General features: G+C 22.9%; 20 protein-coding genes and 1 pseudogene. 17 read left to right on the top strand and 4 right to left on the bottom strand.

Going from position 1 to position 16,782, the window contains the following annotated elements; genetic code table 4:
- Positions 1-169: 169 nt before the first annotated feature.
- From hprK to AACL24_RS01235, 13 genes are all read left to right on the top strand, one after another.
- Positions 170-1,117, top strand: a complete 948-nt coding sequence (gene hprK, locus AACL24_RS01295; RefSeq protein ID WP_339048173.1) for an HPr(Ser) kinase/phosphatase — start codon at positions 170-172, stop codon at positions 1,115-1,117.
- A 32-nt stretch (positions 1,118-1,149) separates the two neighbouring features.
- A complete protein-coding gene (locus tag AACL24_RS01290) occupies positions 1,150-2,352 on the top strand; it encodes a prolipoprotein diacylglyceryl transferase (protein WP_339048171.1) in 1,203 nt (400 codons plus the stop codon).
- On the top strand, positions 2,336-3,301 hold the full coding sequence (trxB, locus tag AACL24_RS01285; RefSeq protein WP_252319900.1) for a thioredoxin-disulfide reductase: 966 nt from the start codon (positions 2,336-2,338) through the stop codon (positions 3,299-3,301). Before AACL24_RS01290 ends, trxB begins: the two co-directional genes overlap by 17 nt.
- A 23-nt stretch (positions 3,302-3,324) precedes the next feature.
- Positions 3,325-4,272, top strand: a complete 948-nt coding sequence (whiA, locus tag AACL24_RS01280; protein ID WP_339048169.1) for a DNA-binding protein WhiA — start codon at positions 3,325-3,327, stop codon at positions 4,270-4,272.
- 34 nt (positions 4,273-4,306) lie between these two features.
- Positions 4,307-4,603 carry a helix-turn-helix domain-containing protein gene (locus AACL24_RS01275; RefSeq protein ID WP_252319896.1) on the top strand — a complete coding sequence of 99 codons (297 nt, stop codon included), beginning with the start codon at positions 4,307-4,309 and terminating at the stop codon, positions 4,601-4,603.
- A gap of 235 nt (positions 4,604-4,838) precedes the next feature.
- Positions 4,839-5,297: a hypothetical protein gene (locus tag AACL24_RS01270; protein ID WP_252319894.1), complete on the top strand. Its 459-nt coding sequence runs from the start codon at positions 4,839-4,841 to the stop codon at positions 5,295-5,297.
- An 8-nt stretch (positions 5,298-5,305) separates the two neighbouring features.
- The gene (gene tyrS, locus AACL24_RS01265; protein WP_339048167.1) at positions 5,306-6,922 is read left to right on the top strand and encodes a tyrosine--tRNA ligase; all 1,617 of its coding nucleotides are present in this window, start codon (positions 5,306-5,308) and stop codon (positions 6,920-6,922) included.
- Between the two features lie 16 nt (positions 6,923-6,938).
- Positions 6,939-8,015: a hypothetical protein gene (locus AACL24_RS01260; protein WP_339048165.1), complete on the top strand. Its 1,077-nt coding sequence runs from the start codon at positions 6,939-6,941 to the stop codon at positions 8,013-8,015.
- 188 nt (positions 8,016-8,203) lie between these two features.
- The gene (locus AACL24_RS01255) at positions 8,204-8,515 is read left to right on the top strand and encodes a hypothetical protein (RefSeq protein ID WP_339048163.1); all 312 of its coding nucleotides are present in this window, start codon (positions 8,204-8,206) and stop codon (positions 8,513-8,515) included.
- Positions 8,516-8,602: 87 nt separating this feature from the next.
- A complete protein-coding gene (locus tag AACL24_RS01250; protein ID WP_339045912.1) occupies positions 8,603-9,025 on the top strand; it encodes a transposase family protein in 423 nt (140 codons plus the stop codon).
- A 23-nt stretch (positions 9,026-9,048) separates the two neighbouring features.
- The gene (locus tag AACL24_RS01245) at positions 9,049-9,456 is read left to right on the top strand and encodes a transposase family protein (protein ID WP_339048161.1); all 408 of its coding nucleotides are present in this window, start codon (positions 9,049-9,051) and stop codon (positions 9,454-9,456) included.
- Between the two features lie 196 nt (positions 9,457-9,652).
- Entirely contained in the window at positions 9,653-10,030 is a 378-nt protein-coding gene (locus AACL24_RS01240) for a hypothetical protein (RefSeq protein ID WP_339048159.1), read from the top strand.
- A complete protein-coding gene (locus AACL24_RS01235) occupies positions 9,975-10,229 on the top strand; it encodes a hypothetical protein (protein ID WP_339048157.1) in 255 nt (84 codons plus the stop codon). The genes AACL24_RS01240 and AACL24_RS01235 overlap by 56 nt, the downstream gene beginning before the upstream one ends.
- Positions 10,230-10,293: 64 nt before the next feature.
- On the opposite strand, the gene AACL24_RS01230 is transcribed toward AACL24_RS01235, so the two are convergent.
- The 3 genes from AACL24_RS01230 to AACL24_RS01220 all read right to left on the bottom strand — a co-directional run bounded on the left by AACL24_RS01230 (position 10,294) and on the right by AACL24_RS01220 (position 13,016).
- Positions 10,294-10,635 carry a hypothetical protein gene (locus tag AACL24_RS01230; RefSeq protein WP_338958972.1) on the bottom strand — a complete coding sequence of 114 codons (342 nt, stop codon included), beginning with the start codon at positions 10,633-10,635 and terminating at the stop codon, positions 10,294-10,296.
- 235 nt (positions 10,636-10,870) lie between these two features.
- A complete protein-coding gene (rpsD, locus tag AACL24_RS01225; RefSeq protein WP_339048155.1) occupies positions 10,871-11,482 on the bottom strand; it encodes a 30S ribosomal protein S4 in 612 nt (203 codons plus the stop codon).
- Between the two features lie 704 nt (positions 11,483-12,186).
- Positions 12,187-13,016 (bottom strand): IS5 family transposase gene (locus tag AACL24_RS01220; RefSeq protein WP_339045885.1). Its coding sequence is split into 2 segments (ribosomal slippage): positions 12,187-12,620 and positions 12,620-13,016, totalling 831 coding nucleotides; the frame shifts between segments, so codons are not numbered across the junction.
- 119 nt (positions 13,017-13,135) lie between these two features.
- Here AACL24_RS01220 and ruvX point away from each other — a divergent pair.
- From ruvX to AACL24_RS01195, 4 genes and pseudogenes are all read left to right on the top strand, one after another.
- The gene (gene ruvX / locus AACL24_RS01215) at positions 13,136-13,561 is read left to right on the top strand and encodes a Holliday junction resolvase RuvX (protein WP_339048153.1); all 426 of its coding nucleotides are present in this window, start codon (positions 13,136-13,138) and stop codon (positions 13,559-13,561) included.
- Between the two features lie 16 nt (positions 13,562-13,577).
- Positions 13,578-14,200, top strand: a pseudogene (udk, locus tag AACL24_RS15460) (uridine kinase).
- 263 nt (positions 14,201-14,463) lie between these two features.
- On the top strand, positions 14,464-14,886 hold the full coding sequence (locus AACL24_RS01200) for a transposase family protein (RefSeq protein ID WP_339045912.1): 423 nt from the start codon (positions 14,464-14,466) through the stop codon (positions 14,884-14,886).
- A gap of 23 nt (positions 14,887-14,909) precedes the next feature.
- Positions 14,910-15,317 carry a transposase family protein gene (locus AACL24_RS01195; protein ID WP_339045908.1) on the top strand — a complete coding sequence of 136 codons (408 nt, stop codon included), beginning with the start codon at positions 14,910-14,912 and terminating at the stop codon, positions 15,315-15,317.
- Between the two features lie 208 nt (positions 15,318-15,525).
- Here AACL24_RS01195 and AACL24_RS01190 read toward each other — a convergent pair whose 3' ends face one another.
- Complete coding sequence (locus AACL24_RS01190; RefSeq protein WP_339049356.1) at positions 15,526-16,764, bottom strand: IS256 family transposase; 1,239 nt, start codon at positions 16,762-16,764, stop codon at positions 15,526-15,528.
- Positions 16,765-16,782 lie beyond the last annotated feature (18 nt).

Genomic DNA, 16,782 nt, shown 5'->3' with positions numbered 1-16,782 from the left:
TGAAATGTTTAATAATTTTTTATTATATTATTCAATAGTTTTTTTAATGTTTTTAGAAACTTATGTATATTTTTTGTTAATAATAAACTTTCTGTTGATATATTATATATAATTATATTATGTTTAAAATTAATCAAAAATTTTAATTATAAAAGGCAGGAAATTAAGTATGGAAAACCTTAGTGTTGGCGAAATAATAACAAAATTTAATTTAACAATTTTATATATTAATCCCAAAATTCCAATTGAAAAAAGAATTATTACTAATATTGGTACTAATCGTGGTGGTTTAGAGTTAACAGGATTTAAAACTAAACAAATCTCACGTAGTCGTCGTATAATTTTATTAAGCAGTAAAGAAAGCGAATATATTTCCTCTTTACCAAAAACAGAATTTAAGAACCATTTTAGTAATATTTTAGAAGATCATATTCCTGCTATTTTTGTAACACCTAATTTTAAATTTAAAAAAGAATTATGTGACTGTGCTAAAGCGATTAATTCAACAGTTCCAATTATTGAAGTATTATTTTTTACTTCTGAATTTGCAGCAACAGTTTCTACGTATATTGTTGAACGTTTATCTGAATCTAAACGTTTACATGGTACTCTAGTAAATATTTTTGGTTATGGTGTCCTAATTACAGGTGAAAGTGGTATTGGTAAATCAGAAACAACATTAGATTTATTACGTAATGGGCACTTATTTGTTGGTGATGATAGTATTGATATTTTAAAAGTCAATAATAAAATTGTAGGAAAAGTTAATCCGATTATTAAAAATTTAATTGAAATTAGAGGAATAGGTATCCTAGATATTACCAAAATGTATGGATATCATGTTATAATGCATGAGAGTCAAGTAAATTTAATTATTAATTTAATTAGAATTGAAAATGATGGTTTAACTAAAGTTGATCGACTTGGTGATCATAATAACTTTGATGTTTTTTTTGAAATTAAAGTGCCTAAAATAATTATTCCTGTTAGTCCAGGAAGAAATTTAGCTGATTTAATTGAAGCAGCAGTTATTAGTTTAAAGTTAAAAGATGAAGGTCAAGACGCTATTGCTAGTTTTCAAAAACAAATAATTAGAAATTTAACAAAAAAGAAATAATTTAATTATTAAATTATCAAAAAGGAAAAAATATGATTAATGATGATGGATACAATAGTTTAATTACCGATATTCCGGGAACGGGAATTCATATTTATTCAGTATTAATGGCAATAGGTTTTTTAACTGCTGTCATTGCTTCATGAATAAAATTATATCGTCGTAATATTCCAACTAAAACTTTAGAATGAGGAACATTAGTTATTGCATTAGCAGGATTAATAGGAGCAAGAGCATGATATGTTCTTAATAATACTAGCACAATTGAAAATGCACTTGATGTAGTTGCCGTTTGAAGAGGCGGTATGGCAATTGAAGGAGGTGTTACAGTTGGAATGATAGTGGGGTTCTTTATTTTTTATCGTACTTCAAAACAGTTACAAATTTCAATGTGAGTTTTTATTGATTGTATTGTTCCAAATATTTTATTAGGTCAAGCAATTGGTAGATGAGGTAATTTTTTTAATCAAGAATTACTAGGAACTGATGTTGGTCATCCTTTCAGTTGATTACCAACATGAATAAATAATCATTTACATTATGGTTTTAATAGCGATAAACCAGATCCTGTTGCTGTTTATCGTCAACCTTTATTTTTATATGAGTCATTATCTTCATTATTTGGTTGATTCTTTTTAACGTTTTTTGTACCAAAAACAGGACAAATATTTAGTAAAAAACCATGAAAATTAGATTCTTCGCAATTTATTTCGCCTTTAAAGACTAATCCAATTGTTGGAAAAGATTTTTTAAAAGCTTGAACGGTTATTAAAAAAATTCATGGATATCGTAAATTTAAATATGAAAGTTGAAAACAAGCATATTTTGATTTTACACCCAATAAGAATAGTGTTAAAATTTTTGAAAAAATACCTTGAAAAGATGTTAAAAAACATTCAAAAGTTAAATCAAAGATAAAAAAATGATATTTAAAGATTAAATATAATATGCAACCACATTCTAAATCTTTAAATACTATGTGTAATCCTAATAATTATCGAGTAACGTATGCAGGAGTATCAGGTAGTTTATACTTTGTCTTTTATGGTATTATTAGAATGATTTTAGAACCACTTCGTGATAATAGAGACATTATGAAAATAGCCAATGTTTCAACTTCAATGATAGTTTCTGGAATGTGAATTATTTTAGGCGTTATTTTAGTAATATTTGCACAAATTATTGCACCATCAAGATTTCGTAAAGGAGAATGATTATATGAAAAATCATACTAATAAAGAAAATAAATATGATTATGATTTAGTAGTTATTGGTGGTGGTCCAGCAGGAATGACAGCTGCTATTTATGCACAAAGAGCAAATCTTAAAACTGTGATTATTGAAAAATATATTGTTGGTGGAAAAATGATTAAAACTTCTGAAATTGAAAATTATCCAGGTTATGATTATATTTTAGGGCCTGAATTATCAGAAAAAATGCAAAAGCAAGTTGAGAAACTACAAGTTGAATTTGTTACTGATGAGGTTATTAAAATTACAGATAGTGAAAATCATAAAATTAAAACAGTCCTTTTAAGTAGTGGTGATGTTCTTATTGCTAAAGGAGTAATTATAGCTACTGGTTCATTAGAACGTAAAATTGGTGTTCCTGGTGAAGAAGAATATGCTAATCGTGGTGTTTCTTATTGTGCTGTTTGTGATGGTGCTTTATTTAAGAATAAAATTATTAGTGTAGTTGGCGGTGGTTATGCTGCTTGTGAAGAATCTTTATATTTAACAAGATTTACTAATAAAGTTAATCTTATTCATCGTCGTGATCAATTTCGTGCTGATGATAAAACTGTTAATAAAGTTAAAAATAATGAAAATATTAATTTAATAACTGATCATGTTGTATTAAAAGTATTAGGTACTGAGGATAAGAAAAAAGTAGGTAAATTAGAAATTCAAAATATTAAAACTAAGGAAATTAGTGAAATTACTACTGATGCCTTATTTCCTTATATTGGTTCTGATCCTGTTACAAAATTTGTTAAAGATTTAGATATTTGTGATAGCAATGGTTATATTATAGTTAATGATAAGTGTCAAACTAAAATCCCAGGATTATATGCAGCTGGTGATGTAATTGCTAAAAATTTAAGACAAATAGTAACTGCTGTTAACGATGGAGCGATTGCAGCACAATATTTAATAAATTTTATTGATAATTTTAATGAATAAAGTGTACAATTGAGGTGATAGTAATGATATCATTTACAACAAGTGTAAAAGATGAAATCTGTCAAAAAAGTTTTAAAAATTGTTGTCAGAAATCTTTGCTATCAGCATATTCGCTTATTAATGGTAAGATTACAAATTCAGATAAAATAAATAATGAGATTATTATTCATAGTTTTCATAACAAAACCATTAGGTTAATATATAAATTTTTAAAAAATCAATATAAAGACGTAAAATTTATAGTTATGGTGGATGTTTTAAATAAATTTGAGCGTCCAAAGGTGTATAATATTCGTATTAATAATAAAATTGATTTTATTATTAATGATTTAATGCTTCAAGATAAATATCTTTTTATTGAGAAAGAAGCTATGCACCAGCATATAATAAAAGAGCATTGTATAAGAGCGTATATCGCAGGAATCTTCCTTGTAGTTGGCAGTATCAATTCTCCTTCAACACCTAACTACCATTTGGAATTACAATTTCATAATGATATGTTGGCTAAAAAAATTAAAAATATTTTATTACAAATTTTTAAATTAAACTTTAAAACAATAAAACGTCGTAATAAAACGGTGCTTTATCTAAAAAAATCTAATGTAATTTCTGACTTTTTAAAAATAATTGATTGTCCACAAGCAGTTTTCGCTTTTGAAGATAAACGCATTTCACGAGAATTATTTAATAATATTAATCGTTTTAATAATATTGATATTTCTAATCAACAAAAAATTTTAAATGCTGGAGACCAGCAAGTTATAATGATTTCTGTTTTAAAGGATAAAAAACTTTTCAAAGCGTTGTCATTAAAAGCTCAAATTATTTCAAATTTAAGATTAAAAAATCCTGAAGCATCACTTTCAGAATTGGGTGAGCTTTACTATCAAGAAACTGGTTTTGTCATTACTAAGTCTGGGGTTAATCATTTAATTCGCGAAATTAAGAAAAAGTATCAAGAAACATTGTAAGTTAATAATAAAAAGTATAAGAGGAGGCCATACAATGAAAAAGAAAGAAATTTTAAGCAAAGGTCGTCAAGATTTATTGAATGCTTTTGGAAAACGAATGAAAACTTTACGTAATCAAAAAGGTAGAAAATTTTCACAAGAGAAACTTGGAGAAGCAAGCGGCCTACATCGTAATTATATTTCTGATGCTGAAAGAGGAACAAGAAACGTATCTTTAGTTGCAATCTTAAAAATAATTAATGGGTTGGATTCATCTATTAGTGAGTTTTTTGCTGTAGGGTTTGATAATATTGATACTTCAAATTTATATGACACATTTAGTGTTGAATAAAATCAATTTAATACACTTTTAGTAGTACTTTATAAATAAGTACTACTTTTTTATTATTTTATTTTTTATTAAAAATAAATTTGAGAAAAGTATTAGTACTTTTTATAAAATTAATTGATATTCACTAGTAATTTTTTATCTTAATGAAGATTATGAAAATTATTCACCTTATATTAGGAATAATTAATCATTAAAATGTTATAATTTAATTATTGATTATCATTAAGGAGTTATTATGACAATAGAAAATACAGAAGTTGAAATTGAAAATGTTACTACTAATGTTGATAATGCTAAAAAAGAGCCTTATCAATTAAGTAGTATTATTTCACCTATATTTGGTCTTAATCATCAAAAAATAACTACGATTCCAATTAATATTAAAAAAGCCGATAGTAGTTCTAGCGCTATTGAGCAATATGTTGATAAAAAAACTAAAGAAAATATTTTTCGTGAAAAAGAAGTAGCGTATAATAATTCTAGTAATCTTGATAATACTAGAATTGCACAAATTAAAAAAAATAGAGAACAACAACAAATATATGATAGTTTACCATCGCGCTATCTAGAATTTCGCGATAAAATATTTAAAGAAACTACATCTATTAATTACAATAATGCAAGTAATAATAACGATACAGTTATTACAACTATTGATTTGTTAGTTGATGATATTTTAGATGAAAATAAATAGGAGATGCTATGAATAATATAATAAAATCCAATATTATTGACGAATTAAAATGACGTAATATCTTAAAAGATATTAGTAGCATAGATAAAGTAATAAATGCAGGAAAATTAGGAAAAGGAATATATTGTGGTTTTGATCCAAGTAATGATTCATTACATTTAGGTAATTTACTACAAATTATTTTATTGCATCGTTTTGCTATATTTGGTTTTCAACCAATTGCTGTTATTGGTGCTACAACAGCAATGATTGGTGATCCAAGTGGTAAAAATAAAGAACGTAATTTATTAGATGAAAATGTGTTACAAACTAATGTTAGAAAAATAAAAGAGCAGTTAGTGACATTATTAAGTTATGAAAATAATGATAATTTAACATCATTAGAATTAATTAAAACATGTAATTTATTAAATGATAAAGAATATGAAACATTAGAGATGATTATTAAAAGTATTAATCCAAATAATCAATATCAACAAACTTTAAGTAGTATTTTAAAAACATTGCCCTTACCTTGAGAAGAATTAGGATTATCAGCATCATTACTAAAAAATTTATATGAAATTTGTAATTTTGATCAAAAGTGAATTACTATGAAAAGTGATTTAAATAATCTTTCCTTTAAACAATTGTTAAATTATTGTGATAGTTATGTAGAAACTTGAATTACATTTTTAAAATTACCATTGGGAACATTAAACAATAAAATTAAGCCAATTAAAATTATTAATAATCAAACATGATTAGGTCCACTAACAATTACAACTTTTTTGCGTGATATTGGTAAGCATTTTAATGTTAATCAAATGTTAGGCAAAGAAATGATTGCTAATCGTTTAAATTCTGGAATTTCTTATACTGAATTTTCTTATATGGTATTACAAGCGTATGATTTTTATCATTTATATGAAAAAGAGCAATGTTATATTCAATCTGGTGGTAGTGATCAATGAGGAAATATTACTTCCGGTTTAGATTTAATTAAAAAACAAAAAGGTGATGAACATTATGCTGCTGGTATTACTATTAATTTATTAACTAAATCTAATGGTGAAAAATTTGGTAAAAGCGAAAAAGGTGCTATATTTTTAAATAGTGAAAAAACTTCACCTTATGAGTTATATCAATTTTTATTTAATCAAGAAGATAAAGATTTGCCTACTTTTTTTAATTCTTTAACTTTATTTAGTGAAGAACAAATAGCAAAAATTTTAGTAATTCATAACAGTGATGTTAAGCAACATTATGGACAAAAGATTTTAGCAGCTTTATTAACAGTATTTATTCATAAATTAAATGGATATTTTAGTGCTATTAATATTACTAATGCTTTTTTCCACGACCGGATTCATCAAATGAAATCATCTGAGATTTTACAGGTTTTAAAAGATGTACCACATTTTAATCTTAATCATAATGAACAAATAATTGATTTTTTAGTTAATAATCAAATTTGTAATTCAAAAAGAATAGCAAGAGAACTAATTATGCAAGGTTCAATTGTTGTTAATGGTGAAAAAATTACCAATATAAATTTTCTTATTAGTAAAAAAAATGCAATTAATAATCAAGTAACAGTTATTAAAAAAGGTAAGCGTCATTATTTTATAGTTGTTCATAAATAAGGAAGGGTATTTAAATATGATATTTATTAATGTTTCTCCATTATTATGGGATATTATTATTTTTGCTATTATTATTTTTGGTATTGTTACTGGTTTTTTTATTGGGGGAAGAGCATTAACATTTATTAGCGCTGGTAATTTACTTAGTATTGGTTTAAATGCCAACATTAAACCAATGTTAATAAATTCTTTTAAAAATATGGTATCACCATGGTTTAGTGACTTTAGCGGTAGTTTTGCTTCATTTAAGAATTTATTAACTGATAATATTGGATTTTTGATATATGCTATTGTTTGAATTATTGGTATTAATATTTTATTTTGAATAATCTATATTATTTTATATTTTGTACTTTTTAATAAAAATAAAATTGAACACAAAGCAATAAATGCTACAGCGGGAATTTTAATTAATTTTATTAGAATGAGTATTTTAGGTAGTATCATAATAATTATGATGGGTACTAGTGTTTTCGGTAATAAAATATTAAGTTATGGTGTTATTAAAAATGAAATACCAACAACTTCTGTTACTCATAAAATATTTAGCAGTATTGATAATAATCTTCCTTTTTTAAATGTTAATGTAACAGACATTAACACCGTTATTGATTTATATCAAAATAGTGAAACATTAAAACAGAGTATAAATGAATTAAAAAATAATACAACTTATGAGGAATGTTACAGTACTGTTGAAAAGTTAAAAATGATAGGTATATTAAGAGTAGATGAAACTGATAAAATTGCTAATGCTCTAAAAGAAATGGAATCAACAGGTGATATCAATGCTAATAAAAAAATAATTATAGAACTCTTGCAACAACACGGAGTTGATAATTTTTTAGATGTTAATTATATGGTATTAGTTTTTAATGCTTATGCTAATATACTTAATTTATATTCGGAAGTAGTACAAGTATTTGATAATAATTTAAAAGATATGCCAAGAATAGATACTACACTTCCAAAAAATATGGGTCGTTATAATCTTTTAAAGCCTAAAATTTCTGCTTTTACTAATTCAATTAAAGATGTAATAGTAAGAGAACATATTATTCAAAATTTAAAAAATATTTATAATCCGTTTTAATAAAAATAAAAAAATAGTTGAGGCATTTAATTTTTACTTATAAATGGAGTAGTAATTTTTCTTTGTGTTTTAAAAAAAATATGATATTATTACCTAGTAATTTAATAAATGTTCTTTCCTAGTATAGATATTTTCTATATTAGGATTTTTATTAAGTTAATTTTAATAAGCAAAGGAAGATAAAGAATATGTTAGATGATTTATTAAGAAAAACATTAGAAAACACACCTAAAGAATATAAGAAAAATATGATTGACAGTTTCAGAATAAATATAGGTAAATTAATTAATAATATTAATGACTATATAGACGTTGAAGAGAAAATTTATAATGCAGAAAGTAAAGCAGGATATTCTGTTTCTTATAATCCTTTTTATATGTTACTTCAACATCGAATTAATATCCAACTATTAAAAGAAATAGTAAATGCTCTTAATAATGTTGATGAATTAGAAAAGTTTAAAAAATTAGAAGAAATATATAAAAGACATATTCCGTAATTAAATTTTTTAAAAGTCAATTAATAATTTTAAAATTTATTTTATAATTTTGTTATTAACAATAAATTTAGAAAAGTGTTGATAAAAATGATTTTTGAAAATTTAAAAAAATTAAAAAATGAAGAATTTTATAGATATTTTGGTATAAAACGTTTTCATTTTAATGAAATGTTAGAAAAATTAATTGAAATAGAAAAATTAGAAAAAAATAAAGGTCGAAAAAATAAACTTTCAGTAGAAGAAAGATTAATGATGACTTTATTATACTGAAAAGAATATTATACTTTTTTTCAAATGAGTATTAAATCTAAAATGAGCCCATCAAGTTGTTTTCGAAATATTACTTGAGTAGAAAATAAACTTAGTAACCACAAAGATTACCAATTTTTAAAAGAAAGATATAAATTAAAAATTGATAAAAAACAAGAAAATTCAAATGAATTTCAATTTTATTTAATTGATTCAACTGAGATTGAAATTGAAAGACCAACTAAAAAAAACTACAGTTAGAATATTTTTCTGGTAAAAGTTGAATGTATTCTATAAAATTTCAAATTGTATATGATTTTTTTAATAAAAAAATTGTTGATATTTTTGCTGATAATGGTAAAGTGCATGATTTTCAAATATTAAAAAATTCAAGATTTGAATTTTCAGAAAAAACAATAATTATTGGTGATTTAGGATATCAAGGTATACAAAATATTTATAAAAATACAATAATACCAATTAAAAGAACTAAAAATAAAAAATTAACTAAACAAGAAAGAAAATACAATAAGATTGTATCTAAAATTAGAATTAAAGTTGAACATGTCTTTGCTTGATTGAAAAGATTCAAAATTTTAGTAAATAAATGTAGAAAATCTAAATTTAGACTTATGTACTTAAGATTTAACTTACTTTGTGAAATTTTTAATAAAATAAAACCATTAAAATAAAAAAAATATTAAAAATATTTTTTTAAAATTTAAATTTTTATCGAGTTAATATAAAAATATTATTAACAATTTTTTGTTTAAAATGTAAACTCATTTTTTAAACTATTTTTTCAAAAAATATTTATTTCTATATTCAATAACACTAAATAGTTTTAAAACAATTTTATTGACAATTAATTAAATTTAATTACGGAATATGTCCAAAGAATTAGTTACTAGAAAAGAAGAAATTGAAGCACCAAATTCAAGATGAAAGAATGCTAATAAATATAAAGAACCTAATAATCCTGACTTACAAACAAGAATTAATCAAATTTTAGAAAATGGTCCAAATGCAAAAGAAGAAAGTATCAACGAAAATATTAATACTATCATTAATTATTTAAAAGTTGAAGAGAAAATTTATAATGCAGAAAAAAATGGAGGTTATATTATTGCTGGTACTCCTTTTTATATGTCAACTTACAGTGATATTACTAAGTTAATTTCTGCAGCATCAACGGCTATTAAAGATGAAGATGAAAGTAGAAAAATTAAGAAATATTGAAAAAAATATATTAGAAATAAGAAATAGAATTGAAGAAAATAATTCTGGCATTTGAAAAAACGCTAATAAATATAAAGAACCTAATAATCCTGACTTACAAACAAGAATTAATCAAATTTTAGAAAATGGTCCATTAACAAGACAACAAAATTTTATTGATGCAGCAAATCAAGAACATATTCTTAATAATAGTAATGCTTCAAATAGTTTTCATAATGTTATATAGTATGAACTTATATTAAGATCATTATTTATAGAGAACATGTAAAAGTTACCCCAAAGGGTAACTTTTACAATATTTTATTTTTTATTAAATCAATAGTATTTTCTACTTGTTTATTATTACTTTCTTTTTTGTCTTTTGTCTTAATAAATCGATAAGTACTAATGATTAAAAAACCTATATAAATTAAATAAGATATCGTTAATACTGATATTAGTAAAATATTGTCATAATAATTTTTAGTAAAAAATGAAAATATGTTACTAAAAATTAAAGGAATTATAGCTATTCATAAAATTAAATATTTCTTTTTGTTTTTACTAATTCCTAATCAGCCAATAGCTGTTATCATAACAGCTATCACAAAAGTAATACTAACTATTTTTTCAGAAATTTCATTTTTAATCATTTTTATTCTTCCTTTACTCATCTATAATTAACATTATATCATTTAATTTAATTAACATAGTGGTTGTAGAAAATTAATTGTTACTTTTGTTTTAAGAAAATTAATTAATAGATAATTAATTTATATTTTATTTTTTCAAAAATAAAAAAAATGATAAATGATTTTATTGATATTTACCATCTAAAAAAATAAATCTGTTATCAATTGATAACAGATTTTAAATTAATTATTAATTTTAAGCACGTCCATATGATTCAACAACTAATGCTTCATTAATATCAGTATTTAGTTCGTCACGTAGTGGATGACGTACATATGTACCAATAAATGTTTTTTTATTGAATTCAATAAATGGTAATGTTGAAGCATTAAGCGCTAATGCTTCAATAATTTTTGCATTTTTTTGTGCTTTTTCAGTAATAGTAATTTTATCTCCTATTTTAACACGATATGAAGGAATATTAACTTTTTTATCATTAACTAAAACATGACCATGATTTACTAATTGACGAGCACCTTTTCTTGTTAAAGATAAACCTAAACGAAAAACAATATTATCTAATCTTGATTCTAAGAATACCAACAAGTTAGTACCAGTAACACCATGAGTTTTTTTTGATTCATCAAATAAATTTTTCATTTGACGAGCATTTAAACCATAAGTGAAACGAATTTTTTGTTTTTCTTGTAATTGTAATCCATAGTTAGAAAGTTTAATTCTTTTTTGACCGTGTTGTCCAGGAGCGAATGTTCGCTTTTTTCCTTTTGCAAATTCTTTACCAGATTCAAGAATTGAGAAGTTTAATCTTCTTGATTTTCTAAAAACCGGACCAGTATATCTTGACATAATAAAAACCTCCTTGGAATTTATACAAACACAAAGAGACTTTAATAAGTTCTCATTAAGATAGTTTACAATTCGCCAGAACAGCACTGGTTACTATTAAGATTAATAGAAAATTCTACTAATAAAAAGAATAATCTTTGAGGGTAAACTATTTGCAACTTAATAATACTTATTTGCTGCTTTCGTGAATGCTTGTTAATTATAGGATAAGTAATGTTATTTGTCAAATATTATTTTTCATTTTTGCAATTAAATATCATTAAATTTTAGTTATTATTATTTTTAAAAAATAATTTAAATTTATATAATAGACTTCTTGCAAAACTATGATATTAATCACATTTTTTAAGTTTAAAAATTTATTTTAATAACACTTTTAATATTTTTTAAAAATTATTGTTCAAAATATGTTTTATTTTTTGTCATTAAAATACAACAAAAATTATTATTTCAAATAAAAAAATAAAATATTAAATTATCAAATATATTTAAATTAATAATTGTAAATTATAAATTGAAGCTATTAGACTTCTTGCAAAACTATGATATTAATCACATTTTTTAAGTTTAAAAATTTATTTTAATAACACTTTTAATATTTTTTAAAAATTATTGTTCAAAATATGTTTTATTTTTTGTCATTAAAATACAACAAAAATTATTATTTCAAATAAAAAAATAAAATATTAAATTATCAAATATATTTAAATTAATAATTGTAAATTATAAATTGAAGCTATTAAATTAAATCTTAATGCAAATTTTTTTCTTCTATTTCGATATTTTTCACTAATAATTTTAAATTTTTTAAGAATCGCAAAAACATGTTCAATAACAACTCTCATTTTTGAAATAGCCTTATTATTTTTCTTTTCTTCTTTAGTTAAAGGGTTTTTCTTTGATTTTCGTTTAGGTAATAAGACATTTTTATGTATGTTTTGTATACCTTGATATCCTAAATCTACTAAAATAGTTGTTTCTGATAAAAATTTCGTTTTTGAATTTTTTAAAATTTTAAAATCATGATTTTTACCATAAGAAAAATAAGAACTTATAATTTTTTTACTATCTTTTTCAATTATGACTTGAGTTTTTATTGTATGTTTTTTCTTTTTTCCTGAATAATATTGTTTTTGACTTTTTTTGGGCGTTGAATAGTACTTTCAGTCACATCAATGATAACTGTTTTATCTTTAAAATTATTATTTAACAGTGATTTTTGCCCATCAAGTTGTTGAAAATCAGGATGTTTTATTAAAGTATTTTCTATTCACTTGATATTCCTATAGCAACTACTTTCACTAATTCCATAACTTTTAGCAATATGAAAATAAGTTCGATACTCTCTTCAATATTCTAAAGTCATTAATAAACGATTTTCTAATGATAATTTATTAGGTGTACCACCATTTTTAAACTTTTTTACTTCTTCTGTCTTTAAAATTTCTAGAATTTTATTAAAAATAATATCATTTATACCAGTTAATCTTAATAATTCTGGATTGTTAATAGTTTTTAATTTATCAAACATCATAGATTACCTATCTTTTTTATTTTTAATTTTATTTTAAAAATTAAATTTTTAATAGATAGGTTTTGCAAGAAGTCTAATATATTATTAAAATTAAAAAAAATATTAAGTATAATAAATTTATGAAATATTTAGGCATTGATTTAGGTAGTAAAACATTAGGGCTTGCTCGTGGTGAAGGAAAAATTGCTTTTTCTTGAAAAACTATTCGTTTCCCAGAGCATGATTTTAATAATGCTATTATCCAACTCCAAAATGCTATTAAAGAATATGATGCTGATATTCTTGTTTTTGGTTACCCTTTAAACATGGATAGCACAGTCGGCCCCAGCGCAAAAATTGTTTTAAATTTTATTGATAAATTTAAATTAACACAAAATAATGATAAACTAAATATTGTTTTACAAGATGAAAGAAGAACTACCTATTCTTCACAGCAAATATTAATTAAATCTAATGTTTTTTCAAATAAAAGAAAACAAGTTAAAGATCAATTGGCTGCTGCTATTATTTTACAATCATACTTTGATAAAATAACTCAATCTTAAATTTTAGGAGATAAATGTGAAATATAAAAAAATTAATTTAATCGCTATCGCTGGCGGCAGTGCTTCAGGAAAAACAACAGTAGCAGAAAAAATTGCTGAAGCTTGTAATAAAAAAAATGTCATTTTTGTACAAATGGATAATTATTATCATGACCTTAGTAACTTAAAAGTTGAAGAAAGAAAAAAAACTAATTTTGATCATCCTAATGCTATTGATATGAATTTATTAATTCATGATTTAGAACAATTATTACTTGGCAATGCTATTGAAGAGCCTATTTATGATTTTAAAATCAATAGTCGCAGTAAAAACACTGAGATTATTGGTCCGGGTGATGTTATCATTCTGGATGGTATTTTGCTTTAGAAAATCCTATTATTCGTGAATTATCTACTATCAAAATTTTTGTTGATACTGATAGTGATACTAGACTACTAAGAAGAATTAAACGAGATGTTAGTTTTAGAAATCGTACTCTTGACAGTGTTTTACAACAATATGCATTAACTATTAAACCTATGCATGATGCTTTTGTTGAGCCAACTAAACGTTATGCTGATATTATTATTCCTTTTGATTTTCATAATACTGTAGCTATTGATATTATTGCTACTAAAATTAAAGCAATTATTAAATAATTGCTTTAAGCTTTAATTTTTAAAATAACAATAAAATGCATCTTAAAGATGGATTTTTAAATTGTTTTTTATTATTTTTTTAAGTTAACAAGAAGATTATCAACTTAAATAATCAATTTTATTGAGGCTTTTATGTAATCTGTGTATCTTTGTTTTACAAAAGACATATTCCGTAATTAAATTTTTTAAAAGTCAATTAATAATTTTAAAATTTATTTTATAATTTTGTTATTAACAATAAATTTAGAAAAGTGTTGATAAAAATGATTTTTGAAAATTTAAAAAAATTAAAAAATGAAGAATTTTATAGATATTTTGGTATAAAACGTTTTCATTTTAATGAAATGTTAGAAAAATTAATTGAAATAGAAAAATTAGAAAAAAATAAAGGTCGAAAAAATAAACTTTCAGTAGAAGAAAGATTAATGATGACTTTATTATACTGAAAAGAATATTATACTTTTTTTCAAATGAGTATTAAATCTAAAATGAGCCCATCAAGTTGTTTTCGAAATATTACTTGAGTAGAAAATAAACTTAGTAACCACAAAGATTACCAATTTTTAAAAGAAAGATATAAATTAAAAATTGATAAAAAACAAGAAAATTCAAATGAATTTCAATTTTATTTAATTGATTCAACTGAGATTGAAATTGAAAGACCAACTAAAAAAAACTACAGTTAGAATATTTTTCTGGTAAAAGTTGAATGTATTCTATAAAATTTCAAATTGTATATGATTTTTTTAATAAAAAAATTGTTGATATTTTTGCTGATAATGGTAAAGTGCATGATTTTCAAATATTAAAAAATTCAAATCTTGAATTTTCAGAAAAAACAATAATTATTGGTGATTTAGGATATCAAGGTATACAAAATATTTATAAAAATACAATAATACCAATTAAAAGAACTAAAAATAAAAAATTAACTAAACAAGAAAGAAAATACAATAAGATTGTATCTAAAATTAGAATTAAAGTTGAACATGTCTTTGCTTGATTGAAAAGATTCAAAATTTTAGTAAATAAATGTAGAAAATCTAAATTTAGACTTATGTACTTAAGATTTAACTTACTTTGTGAAATTTTTAATAAAATAAAACCATTAAAATAAAAAAAATATTAAAAATATTTTTTTAAAATTTAAATTTTTATCGAGTTAATATAAAAATATTATTAACAATTTTTTGTTTAAAATGTAAACTCATTTTTTAAACTATTTTTTCAAAAAATATTTATTTCTATATTCAATAACACTAAATAGTTTTAAAACAATTTTATTGACAATTAATTAAATTTAATTACGGAATATGTCCAAAGTACTAGTTTAGATTAATTCTATTTTCAAATTTTATCATAAAATGAGCAATTGCTGTATTTCAATTTTGAATGGGCATTGTTCATTTTTTTGTTATATTTTCAATTGCTAAATAAAATATTTTAAAAACTGCCATATCATTAGGAAAAACTTTTTTATTTCTGATAACTTTTCGTAATTGACTATTTACAGATTCAATAGCATTTGTTGTATAAATAACTCTTTTGATTTCTGTAGGATAACTAATAAAAACCATTAAATTATCTCAATTTTTATATCAAGATTTAGCAATTTGAGGATATTGTTTATTTCACTTATTTTCAAAGGATTCTAAAGCCTGCATTGCTTGTTCTTCACTACATGCAGTATAAATTGGTTTTAAATCTGCAACTAGAGATTTTCTATGCTTATATGAGACATATTTCAAACTATTTCTAATTTGATGAACTATGCATAATTGATGTTCTGTTTTAAGATAAACTGATTGTATTGCTTCTGACATGCCTGTTAAATTATCACTGCAGGCAATAAGAATATCATTTAAGCCACGATTTTTCATTTCTGTTAAATTTGCTAATCAAAATTTAGCACCTTCATTTTCACTAATTCATAAACCTAAAAGATCTTTTTTACCTTCTAAATCAACTCCTAAAGCTATATAAACTGATTTATTAATAATCCTTTTATCTTGTCGTACTTTCACTACTATGCAATCAAAATAAACAATCGGATAGACACTTTCTAATGGTCGATTTTGCCATGCTTTTACATCATCAATAACATCATCAGTAATTTGACTAATAACACTTTCACTAATATCAGCACCATGATATAACTCTTGTAATTGCATTCTAATATCTGATAATGTCATACCTTTTGCATATAAAGAAAGAACTTGTTGATCAAAACCATCAAATCTTCTTTGTCTTTTTGCAACTATTATAGGATTAAAATTACTATTGCGATCTCGTGGTACATCAATCTCAATTTTACCTTGTTGAGTTATTATTTTTTTTGAACTTATACCATTACGAGCATTGTCACTATTACTATGTTGATTCTTTTCATATCCCAAATAATTTTGCATCTCAGAATTCAACATTTTTTCTACTAATCTTTTTGTTAATTCTTTATACAATCCTCCCTCTTTAAAAACTGTTGTTAAATCTTCAGTATTTTCTAATAATAAATCTACTGCTTTTGATATTGGATCATTATTATTAATATTTTGCTTTTTAGCCATCTGTAACTCACTCTTTCT

The sequence above is a fragment of the Spiroplasma endosymbiont of Colias croceus genome (assembly GCF_964020095.1).
Taxonomy (GTDB): Bacteria; Bacillota_I; Bacilli_A; order Mycoplasmatales; family VBWQ01; genus Spiroplasma_E.
The sequence above is the reverse complement of the archived record's forward strand: the minus strand, read 5'-3'. Positions and strand labels throughout refer to the sequence as shown.